Source organism: Streptomyces sp. NPDC057010 (assembly GCF_042673805.1).
Classification (GTDB): domain Bacteria; phylum Actinomycetota; class Actinomycetes; order Streptomycetales; family Streptomycetaceae; genus Streptomyces.
The window spans coordinates 35,410-49,818 of the sequence record NZ_JBHUSC010000024.1; the positions used below are offsets into that span (position 1 = coordinate 35,410).

Consider the following 14,409-nt stretch of genomic DNA (forward strand, 5'->3'; position numbering starts at 1 on the left):
ATGGCTCGCGTAGTCCTGCCGGAGGATTCCACCAAGGAAGTCTCCGAATTGATCGACGTCCTGATCTCGCTCCTTTTCGAATCATTACCCCGGCGGGACCAGCGAAACTGGGCCCGCGTTTATCTGAACGGCCTGGTGCGGACCAACGGGAAGAAAACAATCCGTAACATCGCCGGAACAGGGGCCAGTTCCGTAGAGCAGAGCCTCCAGCAGTTCATCAGCAAGTCCCCCTGGGACTGGACCCCGGTCCGCCGCTCCCTCGCCCAGCACCTCGAACGCACCGCCCAGCGCCCCCTGGCCTGGGTGCTCCAGCCCATGGTCATAGAGAAGGCCGGCGACCGCTCGGTCGGCGTCGGCCGGCAGTTCGTCCCCCAGCTCGGACGCACCGCCAACTGCCAGCAGGCCAGCGGCATCTGGCTCGCCTCCAGCGAGGCCAGCTTCCCGGTCGAATGGACCCTCACCCTCCCCGGGCCCTGGACCAGCGAACTCCTGCGCCGCCGCCGCGCCGGCATCCCCGACACCGCCCGCTCCCTCACCCCCGCCCAGGACGCCGTACACGCCGTCCAGCGGATGGCCGCCACCTGGCAACTCCAGCGCCGGCCCGTGGTGATGGAGGTCGCCAACTCCGACCTGCCGCAGAGCGTCGAATCCTTCGCCCTCCAGGACATCCCCTTCGTCTTCAAGGTCGACGGCTCACTGCCCGTCTCCTTCGGCGGCGCCGGCCGCCACAAACCAGGGCCGCACACCGCGCCCGCCCGCGAACTCATCGACTCCCTGCGCTCCCAGCGCCGCGTCGTCGAATGGACCCGCCACGGCCGCGCCGAGGGCGCCGTGACCCTGCTGACCTCGGCCTCCATCCTCGCCACCCCCAGCGAAGACCGGCCCCTGCCCGCCCCGTCCCCGCCACTGCTGCTCGTCGGCGCCTGGACCGAGGCAGCCCTGCTGCCCTCCGAGTTCTGGATCACCAACATCGGCGACCGTCCCCTCGCCCAGCTCTTCCTGCTCGCCAAACTCACCGACCGCGTCTCCCTCGACTTCACCGAGACCTGCGAACCCGTCGGCATCCGCGATTTCGAAGGCCGCTCATTCCGCGGCTGGCACCACCACGCCACCCTCGCCAGCGTCGCCCACGCCGCGAAACTCCTCGGCGCCCGCAGCCGCACCCCCGAGGGATACGCCGGAGCCGCCCGGTCCGCCGCCACCCGGCAGGCCGCCGCCCCGCCCGGCGCGACCCGGCTCCCCACAGCACGGCCCCCCACCCCGGCCGCGCTGCCGCCCCGGCCCCTCATCCCCGGGCAGGCCACGCGCCGCGAGTACATCCGCTGATGCTCGACATCACCGACGGACTGCGTGCCTGGTACGCCGCGCAGCGCGACTTCGCCCTGGCCACCGTCGTCGCCGTCAGCGGCAGCGCCCCGCGCGGACCCGGTGCCTCCCTGGCCGTCGACGACCGGGGCACCGCCCTCGGCTCCCTCTCCGGGGGCTGCGTCGAATCCGCCGTGCACGAGCTCTGCCTCGACGCCATCGAATCCGGCAAGGGCGGCGTGCACCGCTTCGGCTACAGCGACGACGACGCCTTCGCCGTCGGCCTGACCTGCGGGGGAGTCCTCGACGTCCTGGTCACCCCGGTCCGCGGGCACGACCCCGTACGGCCCGTCATCGGCTCCGTGCTCGACGCCGCCGCCCACGGGACGCGGGTCGCGCTGGCCCGGGTGGTCTGCGGCCCGCCGCACCGGCTCGGCCGCGCGCTCGCCGTCCACGCCGACGGAACCCACGAAGGCGGCCTCGGCGGCGGGGCCGCCCTCGACCGGGCCGCCGCCGCACGGGCACGCGCCCTGCTGCTGGCCGGCCGCACCGGCACCGCCGAGCTCGGCGCCGCGGGCGGACTGTGCGGGGAGCCGCTGACCCTGCTCGTCGAATCGGCCGCCGAACCGCCCCGGCTGATCGTCTACGGAGCCATCGACTTCGCCGCCGCCCTCACCCGGATCGGCGCCTTCCTGGGACACCGGGTCACCGTGTGTGACGCCCGGCCCGTCTTCGCGACCCCGGCCCGCTTCCCCGACGCCCACGAGGTGATCGCCGACTGGCCGCACCGCCACCTGGCCGCGGAATGGGACGCCGGCCGCCTGGATGCCCGTACGGCCGTCTGCGTCCTCACCCACGACGCCAAATTCGACGTACCCCTGCTGGAACTCGCCCTGCGGCTGCCGCTCGCCTACGTCGGAGCCATGGGATCGCGCCGCACCCACGCCGACCGGGCCCGGCGGCTGCGCGAGGAAGGCGTCCCGCAGGCCTCCCTCGACCGGCTGCGCTCACCGATCGGCCTCGACCTGGGCGGCGCAACCCCCGAGGAGACCGCCCTGGCCATCGCCGCCGAACTCACGGCCGTCCGGTACGGCGGATCGGTGCTCCCCCTCACCGGGCGCACGGGCCCCGTACACCGCACCAGGACCAAAGTCCCGTAGGAACAGACCACAGGGCCCGGTATGTCCTGGACGATCAGCCCGGGAGTGGTGAACGCCGGGACGTGGGAGAATGAAGTACGTGCGTTTCCTCGGCTTGCCCTGACGGGCAGGGCCGGCCCCTCCGATCGACTGGGATGTTCAGCACGTGCGTTTCCTCAATGACCTGAAGCCGCCGTACGACCTGACGTACGACGATGTGTTCATGGTGCCGAGCCGCTCCGCGGTGGGTTCCCGCCAGGGCGTCGACCTCTCGTCGCCCGACGGAACCGGCACCACCATTCCGCTGGTCGTGGCGAACATGACCGCCATCGCGGGCCGCCGGATGGCCGAGACCGTCGCCCGCCGCGGCGGCATCGTGGTCATCCCCCAGGACATCCCGATCGAGGTCGTCACCGACGTCATCTCCTGGGTGAAGACCCGCCACCTCGTGCTCGACACCCCGATCACGCTGGCGCCCACCCAGACCGTCGCCGACGCGCTGTCCCTGCTGCCCAAGCGCGCCCACGGCGCCGGTGTCGTCGTCGACGCCGACAACCGCCCGATCGGCGTGGTCACCGACCACGACCTGACCGGCGTGGACCGCTTCACCCAGCTCTCCGAGGTCATGTCGAAGGAGCTCCTGCTCATCGACGCCGACATCGACCCCCGTGAGGCCTTCAACCAGCTCGACGCCGGCCACCGCAAGCTGGCCCCCGCCGTCGACAAGGACGGCCGGCTCGTCGGCATCCTGACCCGCAAGGGCGCGCTGCGCGCGACCCTGTACACCCCGGCCACCGACGCCAACGGCAAGCTGCGCATCGCCGCGGCCGTCGGCATCAACGGCGACTTCGTGCAGAAGGCCAAGCAGCTGCTCGACGCGGGCGTGGACACGCTCGTCATCGACACGGCCCACGGCCACCAGGAGTCGATGATCAACGCGATCAAGGCCGTCCGCGCGCTGGACCCGCAGGTCCCGATCGTCGCGGGCAACATCGTCGCCGCCGAGGGCGTGCGCGACCTGATCGAGGCCGGCGCGGACATCATCAAGGTCGGTGTGGGCCCCGGCGCCATGTGCACCACCCGCATGATGACCGGCGTGGGCCGCCCGCAGTTCTCCGCGGTGCTGGAGTGCGCGGCGGAGGCCAAGAAGTACGGCAAGCACGTGTGGGCCGACGGCGGTGTCCGCCACCCGCGTGACGTGGCGATGGCGCTGGCCGCCGGTGCCGCCAACGTGATGATCGGCTCCTGGTTCGCGGGGACGTACGAGTCCCCGGGCGACCTCCAGCAGTCCGCCGACGGGCGCTTCTACAAGGAGTCCTTCGGCATGGCGTCGGCGCGGGCGGTCCAGAACCGCACGTCGGAGGAGTCCGCCTACGACCGGGCCCGCAAGGGTCTGTTCGAGGAGGGCATCTCCACCTCGCGCATGTTCCTGGACCCGGCCCGTCCGGGCGTCGAGGACCTGATCGACTCGATCATCGCCGGTGTCCGCTCCTCTTGCACCTACGCGGGTGCGGGCTCCCTGGCGGAGTTCGAGGAGAAGGCCGTCGTGGGCGTCCAGTCGGCGGCGGGCTACGCCGAAGGCAAGCCGCTGCACGCCAGCTGGAGCTAACCCCCTCCCGCTTTTCCGTGGCCCCGCCCGTCCCCACCGGACGGCCGGGGCCACGGCCGTTCCCGGCCCCGCCGCACCGGCCTCAGCCGCGGCGGCCGGGCGGGGAGCTGTGCACGCCCGCACGGTACTTCGGGATCCGCACCGTCACCTTCATGCCCGCACCCACCCCCGTCTCGATCACCGGCCCGTACGCGTCGCCGTACACCTGCCGGATCCGCTCGTCGACGTTGGGCAGCCCGATGCCGGAGGCGGAACCGCCGCCCTCACCGGCCAGGATCCGGCGCAGCACGGCCGGATCCATCCCGACCCCGTTGTCCTCGACGGTGATCACCGCCTCCGGACCGGCGTCCTGCGCGGTGATGGTGATCCGGCACTCCTCGGTGGAGTCCTCCAGGCCGTGCTTGACGGCGTTCTCCACCAGCGGCTGGAGGCACAGGAACGGCAGCGCCACCGGCAGGACCTCCGGAGCCACCTGCAGGGTCACCTTCAGCCGGTCCCCGAACCGGGCCCCGGCCAGTGCCAGATACTGCTCGATGGAGCGCAACTCCTCGGCGAGGGTGGTGAACTCGCCGTGCCGGCGGAAGGAGTACCGGGTGAAGTCCGCGAACTCCAGCAGCAGGTCCCGGGCCCGCTCCGGATCCGTCCGCACGAACGAGGCGATCGCCGCCAGGGAGTTGAAGATGAAATGCGGGGAGATCTGCGCCCGCAGCGCCTTGATCTCCGCCTCCATCAGCCGCGTCCGCGAGCGGTCCAGCTCGGACAGCTCCAGCTGGACGGACACCCACCGCGCGACCTCCGTCGCGGCCCGCACCAGCACCGCCGACTCCCGCGACCCGTAGGCGACCAGCGCCCCCAGCATCCCGTCCTCGCCCGTCAGCGGCGCCACCACCGCCCACTTCAGCGGACACTCCGGCCGCTGGCACTCGGTCCGCACGCTCTGACTGCGCCCCGACTCCAGCATCACCGCCACCCGCTGCATCGCCCGCCGCTCGTGGTGGTCGGCGCCCGGGCCGTCCCACGCCAGCACCGACTCCCGGTCGGTCAGGCACAGCGCCTCCGTGCCCAGCAGCGACCGCAGCCGCCGGGCGGCCTTGCGCGCGGCGTCCTCCGTCAGCCCCGCCCGCAGCGGGGGAGCGGCCAGCGAAGCCGTGTGCAGGGTGTGGAACGTCGCCCGCTCCACCGGCGTCCCCAGATCAGGCCCGGCCGCCCGCTCCCCGCGCAGGGCGTGCCGGCGGCCCGCCGCCCAGCCCGCGCCCAGCAGCAGCACCGCACCCGCGACCGCCAGCACCGCCACCACGGCCCCGGTCACCGGCCGCCCCCCGCCCGGTCCCCGGCCACGTCCTCCGGCAGGTGCAGCCGGGCCAGGGTGGCCGCCGTACCGGCCGGGATCCGCGACCGGGTGCCCAGCGACACCAGCACCATCGTCAGGAACCCCAGCGGCACCGACCAGGCCGCCGGCCACGCCAGCAGCGTGTGCACCCAGCCCGCCGGCGCCAGCCCGGCCCGCGTCGCCAGCACCGCGCTCAGCGCCGCCCCGCCGCCCGTCACCAGCCCGGCCACCGCACCCGGCGGGGTCAGCCCGCGCCACCAGATGCCCAGCACCAGCAGCGGACAGAACGACGAAGCCGACACGGCGAACGCCAGCCCCACCGCGTCCGCCACCGGCACGTCGCGGGCCGCCACGCTCCCGGCCAGCGGCACGAGCACCGCCAGGAGCACCGCGAACCGGAAGCTGCGCACCCCGCGCGCCGGCAGCAGGTCCTGGTGCAGCACCCCGGCCACCGCCATCGTCAGCCCCGACGCCGTCGACAGGAACGCCGCGAAGGCACCCCCGGCCAGCAGCGCCCCCAGCAGCTCCCCGAGCAGCCCGCCCACCATCCGCTCCGGCAGCACCAGCACCGCCGCGTCCGCGTCGCCGGTCAGCGCCAGCTCGGGGGCGTAGATCCGGCCCAGCGCCCCGTACACCGGCGGCAGCAGGTAGAAGACCCCGACCAGCCCGAGCACCACCAGCGTGGTGCGCCGCGCGGCCCGCCCGTTGGGGCTCGTGTAGAAGCGCACGGCGACGTGCGGCAGCCCCATGGTGCCGAGGAAGGTGGCCAGGATCAGCCCGTACGTCGCGTACAGCCGGTACTCGGGCCGGTCCCCGGCCAGCGGCTGCGACCAGCTGGACGCACTGAGCCCGGCCTCCGCCCGGGTCTCCGGGACCACCGAACCCGGGGTGAACTCCAGCCGCGCGCGGGCCCGTACGGAGTGCTGCCCGGCGGCGAGGGTCAGCGGGGCCGCCTCGTACGTCCGACCGTCCACCTGACCGGTCACCGTCAGCGTCAGCGGCGCGTCCACCGACATCCGGACGTCCTCGGCGAGCGTGACGGCCGTGTGCTCGCGGAAGACCGCCGGGGCGTCGAAGACGGCCCGCGGCGTACCGTCCCCGGTCCAGGCGGCGAGGAGGAAGAAGGCGGGGACGAGCAGGGCGGTGAGCTTCAGCCAGTACTGGAAGGCCTGCACGAAGGTGATGCTGCGCATCCCGCCGGCGGCCACGGCCGCGCCCACCACGGAGGCGACGACCACCCCGCCCACCCAGTGCGGGGCCCCGGTCAGGATCTCCAGCGTCAGCCCCGCGCCCTGCAACTGCGGCAGCAGGTACAGCCAGCCCACCCCCACCACGAACAGCACCGCGATCCGGCGCACCGTCTGGGACTCGAGGCGCGCCTCGGCGAAGTCGGGCAGCGTGTACGCCCCCGAGCGGCGCAGCGGGGCCGCGACGAGCACGAGCAGCACGAGGTATCCGGCGGTGTAGCCGACCGGGTACCAGAGCATCTCGGGCCCCTGGAGCAGCACCAGCCCGGCCACTCCGAGGAAGGAGGCGGCGGAGAGGTACTCCCCGCTGATGGCGGCCGCGTTGAGGCGGGGGCCGACGGTGCGGGAGGCGACGTAGAAGTCGGAGGTGGTGCGGGATATGCGGAGGCCGAGGGCGCCGACGAGGACGGTGGCGAGGACGACTACGGCGACCGCGGTCAGCGCGTACGTCTGGTTCACCGGGGGTCCTTCGGACGGGGGCGGGTTACGGGAGTCTATGCAGGGCTGCGGACCCGCGACAGGCATGATCCGGCCCGGCCCCGGTGGGCGGGGTGCCGCTGCGCGGAGCGGTCCCCTACCCGCCCTTCCACCGTCCCCCCGGTCTCCGCCCGGACCCGGTCCTCAAACGCCGGACGGGCTGAAATCAGCCGGTCAGACGGCCGGGTCGTGGTGGTCGGCGCAGTCGCGGAGGGCGATTTCCAGCTCCACGTACGACTCCTCGGCCCGCCGGAAGGCCAGCGTGAGCGCGGCCTCCGCGCGGGGTGGGACCTGGCCGCGGACACCTTCCCCGGCCTCGTACAGGACGTCCGCCCACCGCGCGGCCGCACTCCGCAGCCGGGCCAGCAGCGCCTCCGCCTCGGCCGGCCCGGCCGGCACGCTGCGCGGCACCCCGCTCAACGCGTCGAGCAGCGCCTGGATTTCGGACATCGCGCTCCTCCCGCACCGGAAGATCCACGATAGCCGGGCGCGCAGCCCTCGGCGGCCGACGGTCCCGCCGGATCGCCGTACGCCGCTCGCCGTGCGACGAACGGCACCACGACGTCGCCGGACGGTCAGCCGGTCGCGTGCCGCATCAGCAGGTCCCGCAGCTCCCGCGCATGGCGCCGGCTCACCTGGAGCTCCGCCGCCCCGACCCGCACGCTCGTCGTGCCCGCGTCCAGCCGCAGTTCGTCGATGCGGCCCAGCGCCACCAGGTGCCGCCGGTGGATCCGTACGAACCCGCGCGCCGCCCACCGCTCCTCCAGCGTGGACAGCGGGATCCGCACCAGGTGGCTGCCCTCGTCGGTGTGCAGGCGGGCGTAGTCGCCCTGCGCCTCCACATAGGAGATGTCGGCGATCGCCACGAACCGGGTGACGCCGCCCAGTTCGACGGCGATCTGGTCCGGCGTACGGTCGGCGACGGTCACCTCGGCGGCCGGCCGGCGCTGCACCGGCACGGCGGGGGCGGCCCCGGCGGCCGGAGGCGGAGCCTCCCCGGCCCGGCCCAGCTGCGCGCACGCCCGCCGCACGGCCTCGGCCAGCCGCTCGGGGCGCACGGGCTTGAGCACGTAGTCCACGGCCTTGAGGTCGAAGGCCTGTACGGCGAAACCCTCGTGGGCGGTGACGAACACGATCAGCGGCGGCCGCGCGAACCCGGCCAGCAGCCGGGCGATGTCCAGACCGGTCAGCCCGGCCATGTGGATGTCGAGGAAGACCACGTCGATGCCGTCCGCGCCGTCCGGCCCGGCCTCCAGGGCGAGGGTGATCCGGCGCAGCGCCTCGGTGGCGTCGGAGGCGCCCTCCGCGCTGCGCACCCGCGGATCGGAGCGCAGCAGGTAGAGGAGCTCCTCCAGGAGCGGCTTCTCGTCGTCGACGGCCAGTGCGCGCAGCATGCGGCCGAGTCTAGGCACCGGCCCGCCGGGGCGGAACGGTGCGCGGCCCCTGCCCGGGGGGAGGTCGGGCGAGGGGCCGCGCGGTCACATGGGGCTACTGGACGGTGATGAGCTTGCCGTCGGGGGAGACGGCGTACCAGGTGCCGCCCACCCCCTGGCCGTTGATGTCGCCCGGCTTCTTGTCACCGGTGAAGGTGTAGACGGGCCAGCAGTCGACCGTCTGCTGCTTCTTGCCGTCCGGGCGGTCCAGCACCAGGTAGTTGCGCTCGGTGATCCCCTTGGCGTTGGCCTTGTCCACCGGCGGGACCACCGGCCACTTGGCCACGCAGTCGCCCTCGCACTTCGAGACCATCGGCCACGCCGTGTCCGGCTTGAACCGGTAGACGGTCATGCCCTTGCCGTCGACGATGTGGTCGCCGAGCTTGGGGTCCTTCGCCACGGACAGACCCGCGCCGGCCTCCGCCGCGCCGCCCGCGGCCGGAGCCGCCTTCGCCGCCTTCTTGCCGTCCGGGGCGAACGCGAACCACACCCCGCCGACGCCCTGTCCGTTGAAGTCGCCCGGCTTGGCGTCCTTGGCGAAGCGGTACGCGGGCCAGCCGGCCACCGTCAGCTGCTTGGTGCCGTCGCTGCGCACCACCTCGCCCAGCAGCGCCGGGTCCATGCCCGCCGCGGCGGTGGCGTCACCGGCCGCGACCACCGGCCAGGTCTTCGCGCAGTCCCCGTCGCAGTTGGACTTGGACGGCTTGGCGGTGTCCTTGTCGAAACGGTAGAGGGTGAGTCCGGAGCCGTCGGTGAGGACCGGGCCGAGCTGGTCGCTGCTCGCGACCGCCAGCTGCCCGGCCGGCTTGGCCCCGGAGCCGGCCGCCGCCGCGGCCGGTGAGGAGGCCTGGGCGGAGGCGGCGCCGGCCGGCTGGGCCGTGTCGGCGGCCTTGTCGTCCGCCGGACCGCATGCGCTCGCCGCCAGGACGACGGCGATCGCCGCCGCGGCAAGGGTGGTTCCGCGCTTCATGCCCATCTTGATCTCTCCCACTGTGGTGTCCGTCGTGCCCGCCGCCTAGGCGCCGGCAACTGTGCTCAGGACACGCCCCGTCGGGAGCGATCTGTTCACGGCGGTCGCTGTGGGGTGTTTCACTCACCCCCCGTCGAACCCGGCGCGCCGCAGGGCCGTGGCCACAGCGAGGCCCAGGACCCGGTGTCCGGAGTCGTTGGGGTGCAGTCCGTCCTCCAGGTGCTCGGGCCCCAGCAGGTCCCGGCCGGGCAGAACGGCCAGCCGGTCGTCGCCCGCGGCGATCCGCTCCCGGGCGGCGCGCTCCATCGCGTCGCGCAGGGCGCCCAGGGTGGCGCCGAGCCGGTTCGGGGTGCGCTCGGCGTCGGGCCGCAGGACGGGGGAGACCAGCAGGAGCGGGGTCCGCGGATGTCCCTGCCGGACCAGTTCGAGGAACACGCGCGTGGTCTCGTACAGGAGCGGCGCCGAATAGGGCACCCGTGACCAGCAGTTGGTGCCGAAGGCGAGGGTGAGGACATCGGCGGGCAGGCCCGCGAGCTGTTCGGCGGTGGCGAGTTCGCCGCGGGCGGCTCCCGCGTAGCCGAGGTTGACGGTGTCCCAGCCCAGGGCCCGCCCGGTGACCGCGGGCCAGCCGTGGGCGGGGCGGGTGGACCACCAGCCCTCGGTGATGGAGTCGCCGTGCACCACCCAGCGCGGGGCGGGCGGGGCGGGCGCGAGCGGGCCGCCGATCCCGCGCAGCCCGAGGATGACCGGGGACTGGGTCTCGGGCGGGTGGAGGGTGAAGGGGCCGGTGCCGCCGCCCAGTTCCATCCGTACGACGGCCTCCGCGGCCGGTTCGGTGAACACCTCGCAGACCACGCCGTGCCGGTCCCACAGGGCGAAGCCGTGCGCGAGGTCGCGCAGGGCGTCGGTGGGGCCGGGCACGGTCGCCCGGTAGCGGATCTCCACCGCCCGCGCCGCTGCGGTGGTGAACTCCAGCCGCACTCCGATGGGCAGGGTGGCCCGCTCGCCCGTGTCCCACGGCAGCCGCATGGTGTCCGCCGGGTCCGCCCGCACCGGCCGGCCCTTGTCCAGCCAGGCGACCCCGCGCAGGAAGGGGCCGGGGTCCTGCCACCGTCCGGCGGCGGCACCGCCGGCGTCACCGTCAGCGCCCAGTGGTCTCACTCTTCGCCTCCGATCGTCGGATACGGGAACTTCACCCCGACGCCGCCGTCCACCACCAGTGTCTGTCCCGTCACGTACGAGGACAGCGGTGAGACGAGGAAGTACAGGGCGGCCGCGATGTCCGCGGTCTCGGCGACCCGGCCCAGCGGGGCGTTCTCCGCGTTGCGCCGCCGCCCCTCGGGGCCCAGCAGGGCGGCGACCCGCGGGGTCCACACCACGCCCGGCGCCACCGCGTTCACCCGTACCCCGCGCGGGCCCAGTTCCACCGCCGCCGAGCGCACCAGGGACATGAGCCCGGCCTTCGCGGCCCCGTACGCGGCGTGCAGCGGGGCCGCGGTCAGCCCGGAGACCGAGGCGACGAAGACGAGCGGGCCGCCGCCGGCCGCGGCGACGGCCTCGCCGCCGTACCGGACGGCGAGCCAGGCGTGCCGCAGGACCATGTCGAAGTGCCAGTCCCAGCCGGCGTCGTCGAGGTCGGTGAGCCCCGCGTACCGGGCCATGCCGACGATGTCGACGACCCCGCCCACCGGGCCGCCCAGCAGCGCGGGCGCCTCCTCGAAGAGGGCCCGTACGGCGGCGCGGCGGGTCACGTCGGCGGTGTACGGGACGCCCCCGGTCTCGGCGGCCACGGCGCGGGCGCGCTCGCCGTCGAGGTCCGCGCACAGCACGCGGGCGCCGGCGGCGGCGAGGGCGTGGGCGGTCTGGCGGCCGATGCCGTTGCCGGCGCCGAGCAGCACGAGCCGGTGGCCGTCCAGGCGGTGCAGGGCGGCGTAGTCGGGTACGGGCGAGGTGTCGGGGCCGCCGGCCGGCGCGGTCACGGGGCGGCCGTCCGGGGCTGGTAGCGGGCCAGTTCCGGAATGACTTCCTTCCCCAGGATCTCCAGGGTCCGCAGGATCTCGCGGTGCTCCAGGTAGCCCCACTGCACGTAACAGATCAGCTGGTCCACGCCGAGGTCCGCGTACCGCTTGGCCTTGGCGACGATCGTCTCCGCGTCCCCGATCAGGATCATGTCCCCGTCGCTGAACTCCCGTACCGGAACTTCCCCTTCCAGTATCGGGGTGAGCAGCGGGAAGGTCCGCTCGCGTTCCTCGGGATCCAGGTGCGGCAGCTCCCACTCCAGGGTGAACTGCGCGAGGTTCGAGTACCACCAGGCCACCGAGGACCACACCCGCGCGCCGGGCGCCGTGCCCGGGGCGGTCGCGTGGACGAGGGTGTAGGCGCTGACCCGGTCCGTCGTGACGTCGGTGAGCGGCTGCGGAGTGCGCGCGGCATTCCGGTACGCCGCCACCTGCCGGGCCATCGCCTCCAGCGGCTGCATGATCGAGAAGGAGAGCAGCCCGAGCCCGGCCGCCCCGGCGACCTCGGCGGAGCCGGGGGAGGTGGCCGCCATCCAGGCGGGCGGGTGGGGGTCCTGCACGGGCTTGGGCGTGACCATCCGGCGCGGGAAGCGGAACCGCTCGGAGGCGTACTCGAAGTACTCCTCCCGCCACATCCCGGTGACGATCCCGATGGCCTCGCGCCAGTCCTCCCGGGACCGCTCCCGGTCCACCCCGAAGGCCGTCTGCTCCATGGGCGTGGAACGCCCGGTGCCCCATTCCACGCGGCCCCCGGAGAGCACGTCCACGGTGGCCACCTTCTCGGCGATCCGCTGCGGAGGCGTGAAGCCGAAGGGGGTCAGGGTCACCCCGAAGCCGAGCCGGATCCGCTCCGTCAGCCCGGCCAGGTGCCCGAGGAGCACCTCGGGGGCCGGGCAGTGGGAGCGGCCCTCGCGGAAGTGGTGCTCGACCGCCCACACCGTGCGGAAACCCATCCGGTCGGCGAGCCGGATCTGCTCGACGGCCTCCCGGTAGGCGCGCTGCTCGGCGGCCCGCTGACCGTGCGGGTGGGCCCCGTGCCAGGGCCTCGGTACGTCGATCTCGTAGAGCACGTCCAGATCCATGGCGGCACGCTGCGGCAGATCTGACGAAGTGTCAAGAATGGGTGCGCGGGTGGGCTGCGCAGTGATCGATCGTCCGCGCGCAACAAACGACCATGGCGGGCGGATCCGCGCAACGATCGTCCGCCAATGTGCAAGGATGGTGCATTACGGGCGGTATCACTCAGCTCGTAGGCTCACCCCCTGTACGTGGAGTGGCGCGGACCGCCTGCTCGGCGGTCCCCCCATGCCCAGACGGGCCCGAACCTGTCTGATAACTGCTCCGGACCGCTGCGGTCGACGCCTGAACCGTCCCCATCCGCAGTGTCAAAGGAGTCCCCTCGTGCTCGATCAGGGCCAGGCACCCCCGCTCTCCCCGGAGACGCGCAAGCCCGTGAACCCGCTGCTGCGCCGCAAGCCCGTCGAGCGGCTCGTCGCCGAGGGCGGCCAGGGCGAGGGCGGCACGCTGCGCCGCTCGCTCACCATGTGGCAGCTGACGATGATCAGCATCGGCGCCACCCTGGGCACCGGCATCTTCGTCGTCCTCGGCACCGCCGCCCCCAAGGCCGGCCCCGCCGTGACGATCTCCTTCATCCTCGCGGGCCTGACCGCCCTGTTCTCGGCCCTCTCCTACGCCGAGCTGGCCGGCTCCGTCCCGGTCTCCGGCTCCTCGTACTCGTACGCGTACGCCACCATGGGCGAGCTCATAGCCTGGATCTGCGGCTGGTGCCTGGTCCTGGAGTACGCCGTCTCCGTCGCCGCCGTCGCCGTCGGCTGGGGCGAGTACCTCAACGAGTTCCTCCAAGGGACCGTAGGCAAGACCATCCCCGAATCGGTCTCCACGCCGCTCGGTGACGGCGGGTTCATCAACCTTCCGGCGCTGGTCGTCGTCCTGCTCTCCATGGTCTTCCTGATGCGCGGCGCCAAGGAGAGCGCCACGGTCAACTCGATCATGGTCGCCGTCAAGATCGTCACCCTGCTGCTCTTCATCGGCATCGGCGTCATGGGCATCAAGGCCGGCAACTACACCCCGCTGGCCCCGCTCGGCGTCACCGGCATCAGCGCCGCCGCCTCCACCCTGTTCTTCTCGTACATCGGCTTCGACGCCGCCTCCACCGCCGGTGAGGAAGCCAAGAACCCGAAGAAGGACCTGCCGCGCGCGATCATGCTCTCGCTGGCGATCGTCACCGTCCTCTACGTCCTCGTCGCCTTCGTCGCCGTCGGCGCCATGCCGTGGCAGGACTTCGAGGGCACCGAGGCCGCGCTCGCCCAGATCATGACCGACGTCACCGGCACCAGCGTGTGGGGCGTCGTCCTCGCCGCCGGAGCCATCGTCGCGATCTTCTCCGTCGTCTTCGCCGTCCTCTACGGCCAGACCCGCATCCTCTTCGCAATGTCCCGCGACGGCCTCGTCCCCAAGGTCTTCGCCAAGGTCGACGAGAAGACCGGCGCCCCCCGCGCCAACGTGGTGATCGTGTCCCTGTTCTGCGGCGTCCTCGCGGCCTTCATCCCGCTGGGCAAGCTCGCCGACGCCACCAGCATCGGCACCCTCTTCGCCTTCGGCCTGGTCAACGTCGCCGTCATCATCCTGCGCCGGACCCGCCCGGACATGCCGCGCACCTTCAAGGTGGCGCTCTTCCCCGTCACCCCGATCCTGGGCGCCGTCGCCTGCGCCTACATGATGTTCGAGCTCGATACCGCCACGTGGATGGTCTTCGGTGGCTGGATGATCGTGGGCCTCGTGTTCTACTTCCTCTACGGCGTCCGCCGCTCCCGACTGGCCACGGAAGAAGTGGCCACAGCAGAAAAGTGATCCACCCGCA

General features: G+C 73.3%; 12 protein-coding genes. 4 read left to right on the forward strand and 8 right to left on the reverse strand.

The annotated features are described in order from the left end of the window. The 3 genes from ACFTXQ_RS20780 (at nucleotide 1) to ACFTXQ_RS20790 (ending at nucleotide 4,053) form a co-directional block, all read left to right on the forward strand. Entirely contained in the window at nucleotides 1-1,326 is a 1,326-nt protein-coding gene (locus tag ACFTXQ_RS20780; protein WP_382642774.1) for an IS701 family transposase, read from the forward strand. Beyond that, nucleotides 1,326-2,465: an XdhC family protein gene (locus tag ACFTXQ_RS20785; RefSeq protein ID WP_382642775.1), complete on the forward strand. Its 1,140-nt coding sequence runs from the start codon at nucleotides 1,326-1,328 to the stop codon at nucleotides 2,463-2,465. The genes ACFTXQ_RS20780 and ACFTXQ_RS20785 overlap by 1 nt, the downstream gene beginning before the upstream one ends. 145 nt (nucleotides 2,466-2,610) lie before the next feature. Then, a complete protein-coding gene (locus ACFTXQ_RS20790) occupies nucleotides 2,611-4,053 on the forward strand; it encodes a GuaB1 family IMP dehydrogenase-related protein (protein WP_382642776.1) in 1,443 nt (480 codons plus the stop codon). Between the two features lie 82 nt (nucleotides 4,054-4,135). On the opposite strand, the gene ACFTXQ_RS20795 is transcribed toward ACFTXQ_RS20790, so the two are convergent. The 8 genes from ACFTXQ_RS20795 to ACFTXQ_RS20830 all read right to left on the reverse strand — a co-directional run bounded on the left by ACFTXQ_RS20795 (nucleotide 4,136) and on the right by ACFTXQ_RS20830 (nucleotide 12,610). After that, nucleotides 4,136-5,362 (reverse strand): sensor histidine kinase, encoded by a 1,227-nt coding sequence (locus tag ACFTXQ_RS20795; RefSeq protein WP_382642778.1) that lies wholly within the window; start codon nucleotides 5,360-5,362, stop codon nucleotides 4,136-4,138. After that, nucleotides 5,359-7,089, reverse strand: coding sequence for a cation acetate symporter (locus ACFTXQ_RS20800; RefSeq protein WP_382642780.1), 1,731 nt, complete (start codon nucleotides 7,087-7,089; stop codon nucleotides 5,359-5,361). Before ACFTXQ_RS20800 ends, ACFTXQ_RS20795 begins: the two co-directional genes overlap by 4 nt. Before the next feature lie 192 nt (nucleotides 7,090-7,281). Continuing rightward, complete coding sequence (locus ACFTXQ_RS20805; RefSeq protein WP_382642782.1) at nucleotides 7,282-7,557, reverse strand: hypothetical protein; 276 nt, start codon at nucleotides 7,555-7,557, stop codon at nucleotides 7,282-7,284. Between the two features lie 125 nt (nucleotides 7,558-7,682). Beyond that, on the reverse strand, nucleotides 7,683-8,501 hold the full coding sequence (locus ACFTXQ_RS20810) for a LytR/AlgR family response regulator transcription factor (RefSeq protein ID WP_382642783.1): 819 nt from the start codon (nucleotides 8,499-8,501) through the stop codon (nucleotides 7,683-7,685). Nucleotides 8,502-8,595: 94 nt separating this feature from the next. Next, nucleotides 8,596-9,516 carry an SCO0930 family lipoprotein gene (locus tag ACFTXQ_RS20815; protein ID WP_382642867.1) on the reverse strand — a complete coding sequence of 307 codons (921 nt, stop codon included), beginning with the start codon at nucleotides 9,514-9,516 and terminating at the stop codon, nucleotides 8,596-8,598. Nucleotides 9,517-9,633: 117 nt separating this feature from the next. Further along, complete coding sequence (locus ACFTXQ_RS20820; RefSeq protein ID WP_382642785.1) at nucleotides 9,634-10,671, reverse strand: GDSL-type esterase/lipase family protein; 1,038 nt, start codon at nucleotides 10,669-10,671, stop codon at nucleotides 9,634-9,636. Further along, nucleotides 10,668-11,489, reverse strand: a complete 822-nt coding sequence (locus ACFTXQ_RS20825) for an SDR family NAD(P)-dependent oxidoreductase (RefSeq protein ID WP_382642787.1) — start codon at nucleotides 11,487-11,489, stop codon at nucleotides 10,668-10,670. The genes ACFTXQ_RS20820 and ACFTXQ_RS20825 overlap by 4 nt, the downstream gene beginning before the upstream one ends. After that, on the reverse strand, nucleotides 11,486-12,610 hold the full coding sequence (locus tag ACFTXQ_RS20830; RefSeq protein WP_382642788.1) for an LLM class flavin-dependent oxidoreductase: 1,125 nt from the start codon (nucleotides 12,608-12,610) through the stop codon (nucleotides 11,486-11,488). Before ACFTXQ_RS20830 ends, ACFTXQ_RS20825 begins: the two co-directional genes overlap by 4 nt. A gap of 319 nt (nucleotides 12,611-12,929) precedes the next feature. On the opposite strand from ACFTXQ_RS20830, the gene ACFTXQ_RS20835 reads away from it, so the two are divergent. Beyond that, entirely contained in the window at nucleotides 12,930-14,399 is a 1,470-nt protein-coding gene (locus ACFTXQ_RS20835) for an amino acid permease (protein WP_382642790.1), read from the forward strand. Nucleotides 14,400-14,409 lie beyond the last annotated feature (10 nt).